The 14,014-nt window shown below is 69.0% G+C and carries 19 protein-coding genes; 13 read left to right on the top strand and 6 right to left on the bottom strand.

The features are described from left to right. The first annotated feature begins 213 nt into the window (after positions 1 to 213). The 3 genes from OHA25_RS01310 to OHA25_RS01300 all read left to right on the top strand — a co-directional run bounded on the left by OHA25_RS01310 (position 214) and on the right by OHA25_RS01300 (position 1,711). Positions 214 to 963, top strand: coding sequence for an SDR family oxidoreductase (locus OHA25_RS01310; protein WP_327585808.1), 750 nt, complete (start codon positions 214 to 216; stop codon positions 961 to 963). 61 nt (positions 964 to 1,024) lie between these two features. After that, entirely contained in the window at positions 1,025 to 1,168 is a 144-nt protein-coding gene (locus OHA25_RS01305) for a cupin domain-containing protein (protein ID WP_327585807.1), read from the top strand. Positions 1,169 to 1,255: 87 nt separating this feature from the next. Then, on the top strand, positions 1,256 to 1,711 hold the full coding sequence (locus OHA25_RS01300) for a hypothetical protein (RefSeq protein ID WP_327585806.1): 456 nt from the start codon (positions 1,256 to 1,258) through the stop codon (positions 1,709 to 1,711). 97 nt (positions 1,712 to 1,808) lie between these two features. Here OHA25_RS01300 and OHA25_RS01295 read toward each other — a convergent pair whose 3' ends face one another. The 3 genes from OHA25_RS01295 to OHA25_RS01285 all read right to left on the bottom strand — a co-directional run bounded on the left by OHA25_RS01295 (position 1,809) and on the right by OHA25_RS01285 (position 3,630). Next, a complete protein-coding gene (locus OHA25_RS01295) occupies positions 1,809 to 2,084 on the bottom strand; it encodes an isoamylase early set domain-containing protein (RefSeq protein ID WP_327585805.1) in 276 nt (91 codons plus the stop codon). A gap of 99 nt (positions 2,085 to 2,183) precedes the next feature. Further along, positions 2,184 to 2,609 (bottom strand): archease, encoded by a 426-nt coding sequence (locus OHA25_RS01290; protein ID WP_327585804.1) that lies wholly within the window; start codon positions 2,607 to 2,609, stop codon positions 2,184 to 2,186. A 262-nt stretch (positions 2,610 to 2,871) separates the two neighbouring features. Further along, on the bottom strand, positions 2,872 to 3,630 hold the full coding sequence (locus OHA25_RS01285) for a class I SAM-dependent methyltransferase (RefSeq protein ID WP_327585803.1): 759 nt from the start codon (positions 3,628 to 3,630) through the stop codon (positions 2,872 to 2,874). Between the two features lie 72 nt (positions 3,631 to 3,702). Here OHA25_RS01285 and OHA25_RS01280 point away from each other — a divergent pair, with 72 nt between their 5' ends. Further along, entirely contained in the window at positions 3,703 to 4,272 is a 570-nt protein-coding gene (locus tag OHA25_RS01280) for a CGNR zinc finger domain-containing protein (protein ID WP_327585802.1), read from the top strand. A gap of 123 nt (positions 4,273 to 4,395) precedes the next feature. Beyond that, entirely contained in the window at positions 4,396 to 4,878 is a 483-nt protein-coding gene (locus OHA25_RS01275; protein WP_327585801.1) for a CHRD domain-containing protein, read from the top strand. Between the two features lie 223 nt (positions 4,879 to 5,101). On the opposite strand, the gene OHA25_RS01270 is transcribed toward OHA25_RS01275, so the two are convergent. Continuing rightward, positions 5,102 to 5,467, bottom strand: a complete 366-nt coding sequence (locus OHA25_RS01270; protein WP_327585800.1) for a ClpX C4-type zinc finger protein — start codon at positions 5,465 to 5,467, stop codon at positions 5,102 to 5,104. An 18-nt stretch (positions 5,468 to 5,485) separates the two neighbouring features. After that, positions 5,486 to 5,842, bottom strand: a complete 357-nt coding sequence (locus tag OHA25_RS01265; RefSeq protein WP_305915048.1) for a hypothetical protein — start codon at positions 5,840 to 5,842, stop codon at positions 5,486 to 5,488. Between the two features lie 321 nt (positions 5,843 to 6,163). On the opposite strand from OHA25_RS01265, the gene OHA25_RS01260 reads away from it, so the two are divergent. From OHA25_RS01260 to OHA25_RS01225, 8 genes are all read left to right on the top strand, one after another. Next, entirely contained in the window at positions 6,164 to 7,975 is a 1,812-nt protein-coding gene (locus OHA25_RS01260) for a glycosyltransferase family 2 protein (protein WP_327585799.1), read from the top strand. Between the two features lie 75 nt (positions 7,976 to 8,050). After that, complete coding sequence (locus OHA25_RS01255) at positions 8,051 to 9,055, top strand: energy-coupling factor ABC transporter permease (protein ID WP_327585798.1); 1,005 nt, start codon at positions 8,051 to 8,053, stop codon at positions 9,053 to 9,055. Positions 9,056 to 9,058: 3 nt separating this feature from the next. After that, a complete protein-coding gene (gene cbiQ / locus OHA25_RS01250; RefSeq protein WP_327585797.1) occupies positions 9,059 to 9,814 on the top strand; it encodes a cobalt ECF transporter T component CbiQ in 756 nt (251 codons plus the stop codon). Next, a complete protein-coding gene (locus tag OHA25_RS01245; protein ID WP_327585796.1) occupies positions 9,811 to 10,545 on the top strand; it encodes an energy-coupling factor ABC transporter ATP-binding protein in 735 nt (244 codons plus the stop codon). Before cbiQ ends, OHA25_RS01245 begins: the two co-directional genes overlap by 4 nt. A gap of 85 nt (positions 10,546 to 10,630) precedes the next feature. Next, complete coding sequence (locus OHA25_RS01240) at positions 10,631 to 10,969, top strand: STAS domain-containing protein (RefSeq protein ID WP_090946873.1); 339 nt, start codon at positions 10,631 to 10,633, stop codon at positions 10,967 to 10,969. 48 nt (positions 10,970 to 11,017) lie between these two features. Beyond that, complete coding sequence (locus OHA25_RS01235; RefSeq protein WP_305915053.1) at positions 11,018 to 11,791, top strand: SDR family NAD(P)-dependent oxidoreductase; 774 nt, start codon at positions 11,018 to 11,020, stop codon at positions 11,789 to 11,791. Between the two features lie 51 nt (positions 11,792 to 11,842). Beyond that, positions 11,843 to 12,607 (top strand): crotonase/enoyl-CoA hydratase family protein, encoded by a 765-nt coding sequence (locus tag OHA25_RS01230; protein ID WP_327585795.1) that lies wholly within the window; start codon positions 11,843 to 11,845, stop codon positions 12,605 to 12,607. Between the two features lie 205 nt (positions 12,608 to 12,812). Then, the gene (locus tag OHA25_RS01225; RefSeq protein WP_327585794.1) at positions 12,813 to 13,430 is read left to right on the top strand and encodes a rhomboid family intramembrane serine protease; all 618 of its coding nucleotides are present in this window, start codon (positions 12,813 to 12,815) and stop codon (positions 13,428 to 13,430) included. On the opposite strand, the gene OHA25_RS01220 is transcribed toward OHA25_RS01225, so the two are convergent. After that, the gene (locus OHA25_RS01220; RefSeq protein WP_327585793.1) at positions 13,419 to 14,003 is read right to left on the bottom strand and encodes a TIGR00645 family protein; all 585 of its coding nucleotides are present in this window, start codon (positions 14,001 to 14,003) and stop codon (positions 13,419 to 13,421) included. The two genes, OHA25_RS01225 and OHA25_RS01220, sit on opposite strands and share 12 nt — an antisense overlap. Between the last annotated feature and the right edge of the window lie 11 nt (positions 14,004 to 14,014).

The raw sequence follows: 14,014 nt of genomic DNA, 5'->3' as shown, positions 1-14,014 counted from the left end.
TCTTCGCGCCAATCGGAGCGGTCGCCGGCCGGAGGCCCCCAGGTGAGTCCTTTGCTTGCAGGCGTGCGCGAGAAGAGACGAGCCGGGGGAGGGAGGCCGAAGAGAAGCTCCAAGAAAAGATTTCGCTGAGGCTGTCACAGATCGGGAGGCTGCCCGGTCGTAGCTGGCGACCGGCCGGCAACCAAGTGCCCCGGCGAGGCAGAAAGGCTCATCATGAAGATCGTGGTTATCGGTGGTACCGGCCTGATCGGGTCGAAGCTCGTGACGAAGCTGGGAGAGCACGGTCACGAGGCGGTGGCGGCGTCGCCGAACACCGGCGTCAACACCCTCACCGGCGAAGGGCTGGCCGAGGTGCTGGCGGGCGCACAGGTGGTGGTCGACGTGTCGAACTCGCCGTCGTTCGAGCCGGCCGCGGTGATGGAGTTCTTCGAGACCTCCACCCGCAATCTGCTGGCCGCAGAGGCGGCGGCGGGCGTCGGTCACCACGTCGCGCTGTCGGTCGTGGGAACGGAGCGGATGCCGGACAACGGCTACTTCGCGGCGAAGATCGTCCAGGAGCAGTTGATCGAGAAGTCGTCCATCCCGTTCTCGCTCGTGCACGCGACGCAGTTCTTCGAGTTCGCCCGCGGCATCGCGGACGAGGCCACGATCGACGGCAAGGTGCACATCGCGCCGGTGCGCTTCCAGCCCATCGCGGGAGACGACGTCGCGCAGGCGGTCGGCCGGGTCGCGGTGGGGACGCCGCTGAACGGCCGGGTGGAGGTGGCCGGGCCCGAGCAGTTCCGGATGGACGAGTTCTTCCGCGAAGCCCTGGCTGCCTGGGGCGACCCCCGCGAGGTGGTCACCGACCCGCAGGCCCGCTACTTCGGCAGCGTGCCGGGCGAGCGCACGCTGGTGCCCGGTGAGGGCGCCACCTTCGGCCAGATCCGATACCGCGACTGGCTCAAGACCGCCGCCCGGTAGCCGCGCCCGCACATCGTGCTGCAGGAGGCCGAGCCGCCCTTCATCCCGGACGGGGGCGCACGTGACGACCGTGGTCATCGAGTACCCGCCCGGCGACCCCGGGACGCCGCCGCACCGCCACCCCGGCCCCGCCTTCGGCTACGTCGTGGAGGGCGAGACCGCCGCGCCCCGCGTCCGTCCTGAGTGCGGATCCGTAACTGGCTGAGGAACCGGATCTCCCATCGGTCCGGTTGCGCCGGAGGCGACGTAGGGTCCAGATCAGCATCCAGTCCCTGCGGAGATGGGAGCCTGCATGACCGTCACTCCCGCGCACCTGCGCGCCCTCGCGAGCCGGGCCGAGGCGCTGACCGCCGAGGTTCGGGCACTCTGCGACAGTGCCCCGAACGGATCGCCGGAACGCGAGCACCTCGCGGTGGCGGGGCAGGCCGCCAACTGGCTGGCCCGAGGCGCCGAGGACCTGCAGCGCGCGGCCACAGACCTGGCCAGGATCCAGGCCCAGCCGTGCGGCCTGCCGTGGAGCGTCTGCCCCGAACACGGCAACACCCTCTCCTCCAGCGCAGGCGTCTCCACGTGCCGGGTGTGCCGCCGCACCTGGAACTACAGCCGGCCCGGCGAACCGTGCAAGGAGCCGGTGACGTGGAAGGTGATCGACCGGGCCGGGACGGAGACGAGGATGTGCGATGGCCACGTCCTCGGCGCCCGCGCGGCGGCCCAGGGGGTCACCTTCCTGCGCCTCGAGCAGCCATGACACCGGTGAACGGCCTTGCTTCCTCAGACGTTGCGGCCGCGCGAGCGGATCGACGCTGAGCGGCCCTCTGATCTGGTCGCAGCGACCTCGACCCGGGTCAGAGGTGAAGCATGCTGCCGTGCTGGTCGATGTGGTCGGCCGTGTCATCGTCGAACCACACGCCACCGGTCGCCAGATAACGGAAATAGTGGATCCCCGGCGGGAGGATCACTGACACGGTGCGCATGCCGTTGCGGCGCGGCAGGAGCTCGTGGTGACCGGGCGACCAGTCGTTGAAGTCGCCGACGACGCTGACGATGCCGTCGGGCTGGTGTGCGGGCAAGGTGAAGGTGATGCGGGTCTTCTTGCCGAACAGGGGCGTACGCCTGAGCATTGCGAACCCTCCCAGGATGTGGGGAACGGCCCTAGCTTGCTGGGACCGAGAGCTGGGAGGAATAGGACACACGCCTCGTAACCTACATTTCATCAGAATTCACAAATCGACATTCACGTGAGCCCGCCACAGGCCCTCGGTCTTGCCGAAGCGCAGGTGGTAGACGGCGACCGCCTTGGGTATCGAGCCCACCCGGTTCACCGCGGCGACCGGCACGGTGGCCAGCCGCACCTCGACCTGCCCCTTGGTGGCCTTGGTGCGCTCGTCCACGGACACGTCCACCGCCACCCGGTCGTACGCCTCCACCTGGTGGATGGTCTCGTCCAGCACACCGATGAGCAGTGCCTCGTCGGTCTCCTCCGCCGAGACGAACACGACGCTGTGGTCCGGGACGGCGTCGCCCACGTCGGCGAAGTTCTCCACCAACGCCTGCACCGTCTCTGCCAGGCACTCCTCCCGGGTGTCCGCCCACGCCTCCATGACGATGCCGGCCATGTGCGGCACCGCGCGATGCCCTCTGCTCACTCTGTCCACTCCACCAGCAAGACGCGCCGCTGGGAAGAGGTATCTCCCGGCCGCCGCGGCCACGGCGGCCTTCGCGGCCGACACCGTGTGGTTTGCACAGGCGTGGGCGACAGCCTCTGCCCTGCTCCATGGGGAACGGTCCTACAGGTCGGGGCGGGTACGCGTGGCGCACGGTGCTGACCAGCCCCTGGCGTGCGCCGTGCCGGGCAGGAGGCGTGGACGACGCGCTTCATCACGCCGGCGGATCTGGCGGCCGACGTGATCAGTGTCCTCGCACGGCGCACAGCAGCCGGTTGTTCCCGTGCTGCCACAACGTGCCGATCTCGGTGAAGCCGCTGTCCCGCAGCGCCTCGACATGATGGGACATCAGGTGCGACTCCGAGCCGTGGTGATCGGCCCCAGCCGTGGTGCGCTCTTGGTTGAGCTCGGCGAATGCCGGATCCGCGGCAATCGCGTCCCACCAGGCCCGCCAGCCCTCCGGCCGGTCCGTGCCGAAGGCCCGCTCGGTCTGGCGCTCATGCACGGCGCGCTCCAGCCGCCCCAGGACGGGCGTGGCGTCGTCGGTGTCCATGTGGTCGCCGTTGAGCAGCAGTCCGCCCGGCCGCAGCACGCCGGCCAGTTCGGCATAAACGCGGCGCAGGTCAGGCCCGGAAATCCAGTGCAATGCCGTCGTGCTGACTGCGGCGTCTGCGGGCCGGTCCAGGCCGAGCAGCCGCGTCCAGCCGCTCGTACGCAGATCGGCCGGTACGAACGTCAGCTGCGGATACGCGGCCCGCCCGAGCCCGAGCAGCAGCGGATCCGCGTCCACCGACACGACCGTGGCCTTGGGCAGCCGATCGAGCAGCCGCGCGGACAACGACCCCGGCCCGCATCCCAGGTCGATGACCAGCGGATCGGGCCGCCCCAGTGCCTCCACGGCGTCGATCAACGCGGTGAACCGCTCTTCGCGATCGGGGAGGTAGCCCTCCTGCTGGCGGTCCCAGCGCGCGATCCATTCCCGTGCGGCATTGTGAGTGAGCACGAACATCTCCTTGTGACCGTCGTCTAAGCTTTTGGCAGTCACAACGTAAAACACGAAGGTGTAACCGGTCAATTGGATTACAACAGTCACACGGACGCGGTGGTCAGGGTGGCGGTCGCCCTGGTGAACGCGCTGACCCCGGGCGAGCAGCGCGGACGGCCCATCCCCGCGCCTGCCGACGCCGGCGCCGCCGCCACCGAGGGCCTGCGCAGCGTCTATCCGGCCTACCGCGTGGTCACCGCGGTCGAGGGTGCGGAGCTGGCCGAGGTCGCCGCCCGCCTGCGGACGGTCTTCGCCGCCGTCGCCGCGGCCGACATCGACGCCGCGGCCACGCAGGTTAACGCGCTCCTGGAGGAGACCCGTGCCAGGCCGCTGCTCGAAAAGCACGACGGCGAGCCATGGCACCTGCACTTTCACAGCCGCGGCGGCACCACGGCCGGCGACTGGGCGGCGAGTTGCGCGACCGGGCTGGCGATCGTGCTGGGCAGCGAGTTCAGCGACCGCCTCGGGGTCTGCACGGCGCCGCACTGCGACCGGGTCTATGTGGACGTGTCGCGCAACGGCATCCGCAGGTTCTGCTCCACGGCCTGCCAGAACCGCGTCAAGACGGCCGCCTTCCGCGCCAGGAGCAAGGCTGGCTGAGCACGCCGGCATCGTGAAAGCCGGGTCACCACAGGGCGGGTTTCCTCTTACCCGCATGAACCGCGTCTTCCGCTCGGTCGTATGGGGGGTGTCCTGAAGTCCGATGGGAGAGGAATTCATCCCATGCGTAGACAATTGGCAGCGGCAACCCTCGCCACAGCTGCCACCGCCGCCGTACTCGTCGCGCTCCCCGGGCCGGCCAGTGCGGATACCGCATATCCGCACGTCGACCGAGTCAAGCTGACCGGCAAGCAGGAAGTCCCTGGACCGGGCGACCGCAACGGCTTCGGCACCTTCGCCTACCGGGTCCGCGACGGCAAGCTCTGCTACGCCATCGCGGCCCGCAAGATCAGGCCGGCCACCGCGGCTCACATCCACGCCGGCAAGAAGGGCGTGGCAGGCCCGATCGTCGTCACGCTGAAGGCCCCGGTGAAGGGCTTCGCGAGCGGCTGCGTCAAGGCGGTCAAGCACCAGAACAAGAAGAACGCCGAGGTCGTCCTGACCTTCCGCGAGCTGCGCGGCATCGTGAAGTGGCCGCACCTCTACTACGTCAACGTCCACAACGACAAGTTCCCGGCCGGCGCCATCCGCGGCCAGCTCGGATAGTGGTCCGGGTATAACCGGCCCCCTGCTCCAGCTCCCCGGCGCAGGCCGGGGAGCTGGAGCCCGTTCATTCGGCGGCTAGCCGTTCTGCCTCTTCCTGCAGCGCGAGGACGAGAATCAGCTCCAGCTGGAGCTCTTCCAGGCCCGGCGCCGCGAGGCCGTCAAGGACGCGCATAATGGGCCTCCCTGACGTAATGACGCCCCAGACGTCACAACGGTTGACGCCCTATTTCTCGCTTCTGAAGCGTTCCCACGCCGATTGACGGGTCATGCCGAGCGAGGCCCCGATGCGCTCCCAGCTGACGTCCCTGCCGCGCAGGTGCGCCACCCAGTCGCGCAGATTGTCGTCGACCTGGGCCTGCACGGCGGCGATTTTCGGAAGGTGCTCGAGTATTTGCTCTTCGGTCATCGACTCCCACATGGGGAGCCGGGGCTCGGTGGAGGAGACGAGTCGTTCCTCCGCGAGGATGTCATTGCACAATTGGATGCACTGGTCACAAATATGCACTCCAGGACCGGCAATGACCTTCTCAACGTCCGCACTCTTCTTGTGGCAGAAGGAGCAGCGGATCTTGTCTTCCCAGTCAGGCATGGCCTGACACTAGACCCGTCAGGCGGCGCCTGACAACCCCGCGCGCCGATCCCGTTCCATCTGTGCCTGCAAGATGGCCTGCCGCTCCTCGGTGATCCTGCGGCAGATCGTCACGTAAGCGGTCAACACCTTGGAGTACGCCTGGCGCGCCTGGTCCACATGGGCCCGCAGGCTCAGGATGCGGTCGGCGTCGCCGAGGCGCTCGGCCGCGGCCAGCAACGAGCGGGCCTCGTCGACGATCTCTTCGGCCCGCATCCTCGTACGGCGCAGCAATGCGGAGCACTCGTGCAGCTCTGCCAGCCGAGCAGAAGAGACGATGAACTCAGCAGTGTGCACTGCCGATTCGGTCGTCCGCCTGCGGAGATCCGATCCCATCCCGCCACCTCCCGGTCAAGGTTGCCTAACTGTAGACGCGCAACCCTTGCGAGCGGATCACCTGGGCCGTTCGGGGAGACCTCCATGCACCTGACGGAGAGGTTTCTCCTCCCGGGTGGGAAAACCTCTTTCCTGAAGCCCGTTCGGTCGCGGCTGAATGTGGTATTTGGCGACCTTGCCGGGGCTTATTCGCGGAATGCCGTGAATATCCGGTGTCAGCAAAAGCCGGGGATGAAGAGATGCGATCGGGCCCCATGGCGGCGGCCGTTCGTCACATACTGAAGCGGAGCGACAGCGGACCGTAGCCCGGGAGTGGTGGCGATGCCGGCGACAGGCAATGACGATGCGGTGGACGTCAGCGTCGTCATCCCCGCGCAAAACTGCCGAGACTACCTCGACAGATGCCTCACGTCCGTGCTCGTGCAGCGGGTCAAGAAGGAGATCGTCGTCATCGACGACGGCTCCACGGACGGCAGCGCCGACCTGCTCGACCTCTACGCGGCCTACCACAAGGACAGCATCCGGGTGGTGCGCATCGAGCGCGGCAGCGGCGCGGGCCGCCCGCGCAACGTCGGCCTCGAGCACGCCACCGGGCGGTATGTGTTCTTCTGTGACGCCGACGACTACCTCGGGCAAGAGGCGCTGGAACGCATGGTCGCCATGGGCGACAGGAACGGCTCCGACATCGTCCTCGGCAAGATCGTGGGACACGGCAGGCGGGCGCCGGCGTCAATGTTCCAGCACAACGCCGACCGGGCGGAGCTCGGCGATAGCGCCGTCTACAACAGCCTGTGCTGTTTCAAGCTGTTCAGGAGGGACCTGCTCGAACGCCACCGCATCAGGTTCGGCGAGGGCATGAGCATCGGCGAGGACATCCTCTTCACGGTCCACGCCTACTGCCACGCCGGCGTGATCTCTGTGGTCGCCGACTACGACTGCTACCACCTCGTGGCAAGGCCCGACGGCAGCAGCGTCATGCAGCAGCCGAGCAGCAGGGACCCGCTCGCCTGGCTTGCCATGATCCGGGAGCCGATCCGGCTCATGGCCAGGCACATCGAGCCCGGCCCGCTCCGCGACCACCTGCTGCGCAGGCACTTCAGGCTGGACGCGTTCGCGCAGCTCGGGGCGGTGTTCCTGGAGAGCGACGACATTCGGCGCAAGGACATCGCGCGGGAGGTCGCCGCCCTCTGCGACGAGTGGTACACGCCGGGCGTGCACGAGCGGCTGGGCAGCATCGACCGGCAGCGGGCGGGCGCGCTGGACGACATCGACCGGCTCGTGCGCCTGGCCCGCATCGAGAGCGCCACCGTGCGGCGCAGGCTGACCGGGCTGCGCTGGGACGGCGACCGCCTGGTGGTGACGGGCGCCGCCCGGCTCGACGGCATCAGCAGGGACGACGGCGTGGCCGTGGTGCTGCGCTCCCGGTACGCCCCGCACTCCGAACTGGTCGTGCCCGCGCAGCGCAAGGGCGGCGAGTTCACCGCCCGCGTCGAGGCGAGCAGGCTCGACTCAGGCATCTGGGACCTGCGGGTGGCGGTCGAGCTCGAGGGCGTCGTGCGCTTCGGCAGGCTCGGCGCGGAGCGCGACAGCGGCGTCACCCTGCCGCAGCCGAGGCTGCTCGGCAAAAGAGCGGTCCTGCCCTACTTCACCAGGGACAACGGCAACCTGAGCATCGACGTCGGCGGGCATGTGGTCGGGGTGCCCGGCACGGCCAGGATCATCAGGACCAGGTGGGGGCTCGTGCGCCGGCTGGTGGTGGACGGCGAGATCGCCGTCGCCGGCACCACCCCGGCGGCCGCGGCGATCAGGCGGATCGTCTGGCGCGAGCGTCAGACGGGCCGCGAGCTGATGGAGCCCGTGACGGCGCTGCCCGGCGGCGGGTTCACGGCCAGGCCGGCGGTGGGCAAGCTCGCGCCCGGCACCTGGGACGCCTATCTGGAGCTCGATCTGGGCGGGCCGCCCGCGCGGTTCAGGATCGAGGCCGACGCCGGGGCGGTCGCGCCGCCGCGCCGGTGGTGGTTCGCCGCCCTGCTGCGGAGCGTGCGACCGTACGCGACGTCGGGGAAGGGGCGGCTGAGCACGGTCGTACGGCGGCTGACACCGGCGACTCTCGTGAAAAAGATCATGAGCTAATTGCCATCTATGTGCAGGTGCAAGACGATGCCTTAAGGTAGGAACGCTTGTTCGTCCTCTTGGGAGGCAATGGTCGTGCACGTACCCGATGGCTTCTTCAATGCGGTGACATCCCTGTCAGCCGGGGTGGTGGCGGCGGCCGGGGTCGCGGTGTGTCTCCGCGGGGCGCGGCGGGAGCTCGACGACCGGACCGCGCCCATGGCGGGGCTCGTGGCCGCCTTCGTGTTCGCCGTGCAGATGCTCAACTTCCCCGTCGCCGCGGGCACCAGCGGCCACCTGATGGGCGGGGCGCTGGCCGCGATACTCGTCGGGCCTTATACCGGCGTTCTGTGTATCGCCGTGGTCCTCCTCGTCCAGAGCGTGTTCTTCGCCGACGGCGGGCTGACCGCGCTGGGCGTCAACATCACGATCATGGGCCTCGTCGGCGTGCTGGTCGGCTGGGCGGTCTTCCGGCTGGTCAGCGGGCTGGCCAGGGGCAAGGGCGGGATCACGCTGGCGGCGTTCCTGTCCGCGCTGATCTCCGTGCCGGCCTCCGCGATGGTGTTCACGTTGCTGTTCTGGCTCGGCGGCACCGCGCCGATCGAGGTGTCGGCGGTGGCGGCCGCGATGGGCGGTGTGCACCTGCTGATCGGCATCGGCGAGGGAGTGATCACGGCGCTGACCGTCGGCGCGGTGCTCGCCGTGCGGCCCGACCTCGTGTACGGCGCCCGCGGCCTGGCCAAGCCGCTGGTCCTGCGCGGCGCCGACGGGACGACCACCGTGGGCGAGCCCGAGCCGGCCCCTGTCCGCGGCGCCGGCCGGCCGTTCCTGCTCGGCGGGCTCGGGGTGACGGCGGTGCTGGCCGGGGTGGTGTCGTTCTTCGCCTCCTCCTCGCCCGACGGGCTGGAGTCGGTGGCCGAGAGCAAGGGCTTCCTCGGCCAGGCCACGGACCACGTGTTCGGTGGGTGGGCGCTGGCCGACTACGGTGAGGTCGGCGGGATCCCCGTGGGCGTGGCCGGGCTCGTCGGCGTCGGGCTCGTGCTGCTGGTCGCCGGGGCGGTGGCGTACGCCGCAAGGAGTCGAGACAAGGTCAAGGTCTGAGGGGTGGGCGCCGGGCGTCACCATCAGCTCTACCTGCCGGGCGGCTCGGTCGTGCACCGGCTGCCGCCGCAGTGCAAGCTGCTCGCGGTCTTCGCGTTCGCCGTCGTCGTGGTGGCCACGCCGCGCGAGCGGTTCTGGGCGTTCGCGGCCTACGCGGTGTTGCTCGGCGTCGTCGCGGTGGCGGCGCGGGTGCCGGCCACGTACATCGTGCGGCGCATGGTGATCGAGGTGCCCTTCGTGCTGTTCGCGTTCCTCATCCCGGTCATCGGGCTGGGGGAGCGGGTCGCCGTGCTGGGGCTCTCGCTGAGCGTGCCCGGCCTCTGGGCTGCCTGGAACATCCTGGCCAAGGCCACACTGGGGGTGGCCGCCTCGATCCTGCTGGCGGCCACCACGGAGCCGCGGGTCATCCTCATCGGGGCGCAGCGGCTGCGGCTGCCGAGCCTGCTCGTCCAGATCGCCATGTTCATGCTGCGGTACATGGATGTGATCATGGATGAGATGCGGCGGATGCGGGTGGCGCGGGAGTCCCGCGGGTTCGAAGCCCGAAATTTCCGGCACATCCCCGTGCTGGCGCGATCCGCCGGGGCGTTGTTCATTCGTTCGTACGAGCGGGGCGAGCGGGTGCATCTGGCGATGCTCAGCCGCGGATACTCCGGCCGCATGCCGATAATTCATGATATGTCGGCATCCGTCCCCCAATGGGGCACCGCTCTCGCTCTGCCCGCAGCGGCACTCGCAGTGTTGGGACTCGGCCTGTGAATTCTCTCGACGTCAGGCAGCTCGCCTACGCCTACCCCGACGGCACGCAGGCGTTGTACGGCGTGGACCTGTCGATCGCCCGCGGCGAGCGGGTGGCCCTGCTCGGCCCGAACGGCGCCGGCAAGACCACACTGGTCATGCACCTCAACGGGATCCTCACCCCAGGGCACGGCACTGTCACCGTGGCCGGCACCCCGGTGCGCAAGGACACGCTCCACGAGGTCAGGCAGCGGGTCGGCCTGGTCTTCCAGGACCCCGACGACCAGCTCTTCATGCCCACGGTCCGCGACGACGTGGCCTTCGGCCCGGCCAACGCGGGCGTGCGGGGCGAGGACCTGGATCGGGTCGTCAAGGGCGCGCTGGAGCGGGTCGGCATGCTGGAGGCCATCGACCGGCCGCCGCACCATCTGTCGTTCGGCCAGCGGCGCCGGGTGGCGGTCGCGACGGTGCTGGCCATGGAGCCGGAGATCCTGGTGCTGGACGAGCCCTCCTCCAACCTGGACCCGGCCGCCCGCAGGGAGCTGGCCGAGGTCCTGCGTTCCCTGGACGTGACGGTGCTCATGGTCACGCACGACCTGCCGTACGCGCTGGAGTTGTGCGAGCGCTCGCTCATCCTCTCCGACGGCGTGATCGCCGCCGACGGGCCCACCCGCGAGCTGCTGGCGGACACCGAGCTGCTGGCCTCACACCGCCTGGAGCTCCCGTACGGGTTCGCCATCCCCGCGGTGTGAGGAAGTTAGGCATCAAATCTTCGGAGTCTTGCATGTCCGGTTTCCGGGGATGTCGAAGTACAGTGGCTCATCGAGGAGGGGCCAAATGAAGCTGCGGCTTGCGCGACACGCCCTGGGAGACGCCGTGGTGGTGGCCGTTGAGGGCGAGCTCGACCTGTTCACCGCGCCGTTTCTCCGTGACGAGGTACGCGATGCCATCAAGCAGGACGGCGCCAGGCTCGTGCTCGACCTGCAGCAGCTGTCATTCATGGATTCCAGCGGGCTGTCGGTGCTGATCGAGGCCTGGCGGCTGGCGACCGGTGAGGGCGGCGGCGTGTCGCTGGCGGCGCCGCAGGCGCCCGTGGCACGCATCCTCCGCACCACGGGGCTGGACCGGCGGATCAAGGTCTACTCCGACGTGGACAGCGCCGTGGGTGAGATTTGACGACCCCCGAGTAGAACTTCATTCGGTCGCCGGGTTAGGGTCCGGTCTATGGACGTGAACGGATCTGCAGCAATCATTTCCGGCGGCGCCAGCGGCCTGGGCGAGGCCACCGCTCGCGAGCTGGCTCGCGCCGGCGCCACCGTGGTCGTCGCCGACCTCAACGAGGAGCGCGGCAAGAGCGTCGCCGACGAGATCGGCGGCGTCTTCGCCAGGACGGACGTGTCGGACGACGAGCAGGTGCAGGCGGCCGTGGACGCGGCCGTGGCCACCGGCAAGCCGCTGCGCGTGGTGGTCAACAGCGCCGGCATCGGCTGGGCGGAGCGTACCGTCAACCGCGACGGCCAGCCGCACAACCCGGCCACCTACCGCAAGGTCATCGAGGTCAACCTGATCGGCACGTTCAACCTCATGCGCATCGCGGCGGCCGCGATCGCCAAGACGGAGCCGGCCGACGCCGACGGGCAGCGCGGCGTGGTGATCAACACAGCGTCTGTGGCGGCCCTGGAGGGGCAGACCGGGCAGTTGGCGTACTCGGCCTCCAAGGGAGGCATCGTGGGCATGACGGTGCCCGCGGCCCGCGACCTGTCGGCCATCGGCGTCCGCGTGAACACGATCTGCCCCGGCATCATCGACACCCCGATCTACGGCTTCTCCTCCAACGCCGAGGAGTTCAAGGCCAAGCTGGTCGCGCCGGTGGTGTTCCCCAAGCGCATGGGACGGGCCGACGAGTTCGCGCACCTGGTGCGCAGCCTGATCGAGAACGACTACATGAACGCCGAGGTCATCCGCTTCGACGGCGGCATCCGCTTCCAGCCCAAGTGAGGTCCCCGCGGGGGGACGCCCCCCGCGAACCCCCGAGTTGAAAGGCTTCCCGTGTCTGACGAAGTGCTCGTCGAGGAGTCCGGCAATGTCGCGATCATTACCATCAACCGGCCCAAGGCGCGCAACGCCGTCAATGGGGCGGTGGCGCGCGGGATCGCGGGCGCGCTGGACGAGCTCGATGAACGTCCCGACATTTCGGCATATGTCCTGACCGGCGCCGGGGGCACGTTCTCGGCGGGGATGGACCTGAAGGGCTTCCTGACCGGCGACTTCCCGGTGGTCGAGGGGCGCGGGTTCGGTGGGGTGACCGAGGCGCCGCCGAAGAAGCCGCTCGTGGCCGCCGTCGAAGGGTACGCGCTCGCGGGCGGGTTCGAGCTCGCGCTGGCCTGCGACGTCATCGTGGCCTCGTCGCAGGCCACGTTCGGGCTGCCCGAGCCCAGGCGCGGGCTGGTGGCCGGGGCGGGCGGCATCATGCGGCTGCCGCGGCGGATCCCGTACCACGTGGCTATGGAGATCGCGCTGACCGGCGAGCACTACCCGGCCTCCCGCCTGTACGAACTCGGCCTGGTCAACCGGATCACCGAGCCGGGGGCGGCCTTGGAGGGAGCGCTGGAGCTGGCGCGCAAGATCGCCGCCAACGCCCCGCTGGCGCTCGCCGCCACCAAGAAGGTGATCATCGAGTCCCAGGACTGGTCGCTGGAGGAGATGTTCGCCAAGCAAGGCGCGATCGTCGGTCCGGTGTTCGGCTCCAAGGACGCCATGGAGGGCGCCGCGGCCTTCGCCGAGAAGCGCGCGCCCCAGTGGAAGGGCGAATAGCTCTCCCTCTCCCGGCACCGGTATCCCCTCCCGGCCCCGCTATCCCCTCCCGGAACCGGGAGGGGATACTTTTAGCGCATTCATAGGACTTCCTGCGTACCGTAAAGGGAGTAGACGAGCTACCGGGAGGGCGTATGAGCGAGCGCAGCGAGCGACTAGTTCAACACAGCCGACTGTCGCTCATGCGACCTCCGGAGGAGGGCGTATGAGCGACTATTCGGGTTCGCCGAGGTTCGAGTCCGCCAAACGTGGCGCCGGAGCCCTTCTCTCTGGTGCGTTGAGCGCCTTCATCATCGTGGTCGGCATGCTCGTCGTGATGTGGGTCGTCGAGGGCGTCGACTACGTGCTCAACGGCGCGCTCGACCAGTTCGGCATCCTCGGCTGGGATCCCGAAGGGCTGGTCGGCATCCTGTTCGCGCCCTTCCTGCACGGCGGCTTCGGCCACCTCATGGCCAACTCGGTGCCCCTGCTGGTGCTCGGCTTCCTGGCCGGGCTGCGTGACGTGCGCAAGTTCCTGTGGGCCAGCCTGATCATCATCGTGATCGGCGGGCTCGGCACCTGGCTGACCAGCCCCGCCGTCTACACGGTCGGGGCGAGCGGGCTGGTGTTCGGCTACTTCGGCTACATCCTGGCCAGGGGCGTGTTCGACCGGCGGCTGCTCGACATCGTCATCGCCGTGGGCGTGGGCATCGTCTACTACGGGATCCTGGCGGGCCTGCTGCCCAACCAGGAGGGCATCTCCTGGCAGGGACACCTGTTCGGCCTCGTCGGCGGCGTGGTGGCCGGCTGGGTGCTCCGCCGTAAGCGAGCGCTAAATATGTGACCGCGTGTGCTCGGCCGGGGAGGCCGAGAGCAGGCGGTCGATGAAGGCCAGCCCCACGGCGGAGGCCACGAACGCCAGGTGGATGATCGTCTGCCACATGATCTTGTCGTTGGGCGTCGACTGCGCCCGGATGAAGGTCTGCAGCAGATGCACCGATGAGATGCCGATGATGGCCGTGGCCAGCTTGACCTTTAGCACGTTGGCGTTGACGTGGGAGAGCCACTCCGGCTCGTCGGGATGGTCGTTGAGGTTGATGCGGGAGACGAACGTCTCGTAACCGCCGATGATCACCATGATCAGCAGATTGGAGATCATCACCACGTCGATGAGGCCCAGGACGGTGAGCATCACCACGACCTCGGCGGACGGCGTGCCCGCCGACGCCGGGGCGGCGTGCAGGAACACCGTCTCGATCAGGTGCCAGAGCTCCAGCACGAACTGCCACACGTACACCGCCTGCGCCACGATCAGGCCCAGGTAGAGCGGCACCTGGAGCCAGCGGCTGGCGAACATCAGATAACCGAGGCTCTTGGGGCGCACGGTTCCCTGGCCGAATGGGGGGATGTCGGGCAAGAATGATTCCT

The sequence above is a fragment of the Nonomuraea sp. NBC_00507 genome (assembly GCF_036013525.1).
Classification (GTDB): domain Bacteria; phylum Actinomycetota; class Actinomycetes; order Streptosporangiales; family Streptosporangiaceae; genus Nonomuraea.
This window is presented reverse-complemented; position numbering and strand designations above follow the sequence as displayed.

Excerpts from the sequence above, each read along its gene's own strand:
- OHA25_RS01310 (WP_327585808.1), top strand. The coding sequence starts at position 214 with ATGAAGATCGTGGTTATCGGTGGTACCGGCCTGATCGGGTCGAAGCTC.
- OHA25_RS01300 (WP_327585806.1), top strand. The coding sequence starts at position 1,256 with ATGACCGTCACTCCCGCGCACCTGCGCGCCCTCGCGAGCCGGGCCGAG.
- OHA25_RS01295 (WP_327585805.1), bottom strand. The coding sequence starts at position 2,084 with ATGCTCAGGCGTACGCCCCTGTTCGGCAAGAAGACCCGCATCACCTTC.
- OHA25_RS01275 (WP_327585801.1), top strand. The coding sequence starts at position 4,396 with ATGCGTAGACAATTGGCAGCGGCAACCCTCGCCACAGCTGCCACCGCC.
- OHA25_RS01270 (WP_327585800.1), bottom strand. The coding sequence starts at position 5,467 with ATGCCTGACTGGGAAGACAAGATCCGCTGCTCCTTCTGCCACAAGAAG.
- OHA25_RS01265 (WP_305915048.1), bottom strand. The coding sequence starts at position 5,842 with ATGGGATCGGATCTCCGCAGGCGGACGACCGAATCGGCAGTGCACACT.
- OHA25_RS01260 (WP_327585799.1), top strand. The coding sequence starts at position 6,164 with ATGCCGGCGACAGGCAATGACGATGCGGTGGACGTCAGCGTCGTCATC.
- OHA25_RS01240 (WP_090946873.1), top strand. The coding sequence starts at position 10,631 with ATGAAGCTGCGGCTTGCGCGACACGCCCTGGGAGACGCCGTGGTGGTG.
- OHA25_RS01235 (WP_305915053.1), top strand. The coding sequence starts at position 11,018 with ATGGACGTGAACGGATCTGCAGCAATCATTTCCGGCGGCGCCAGCGGC.
- OHA25_RS01225 (WP_327585794.1), top strand. The coding sequence starts at position 12,813 with ATGAGCGACTATTCGGGTTCGCCGAGGTTCGAGTCCGCCAAACGTGGC.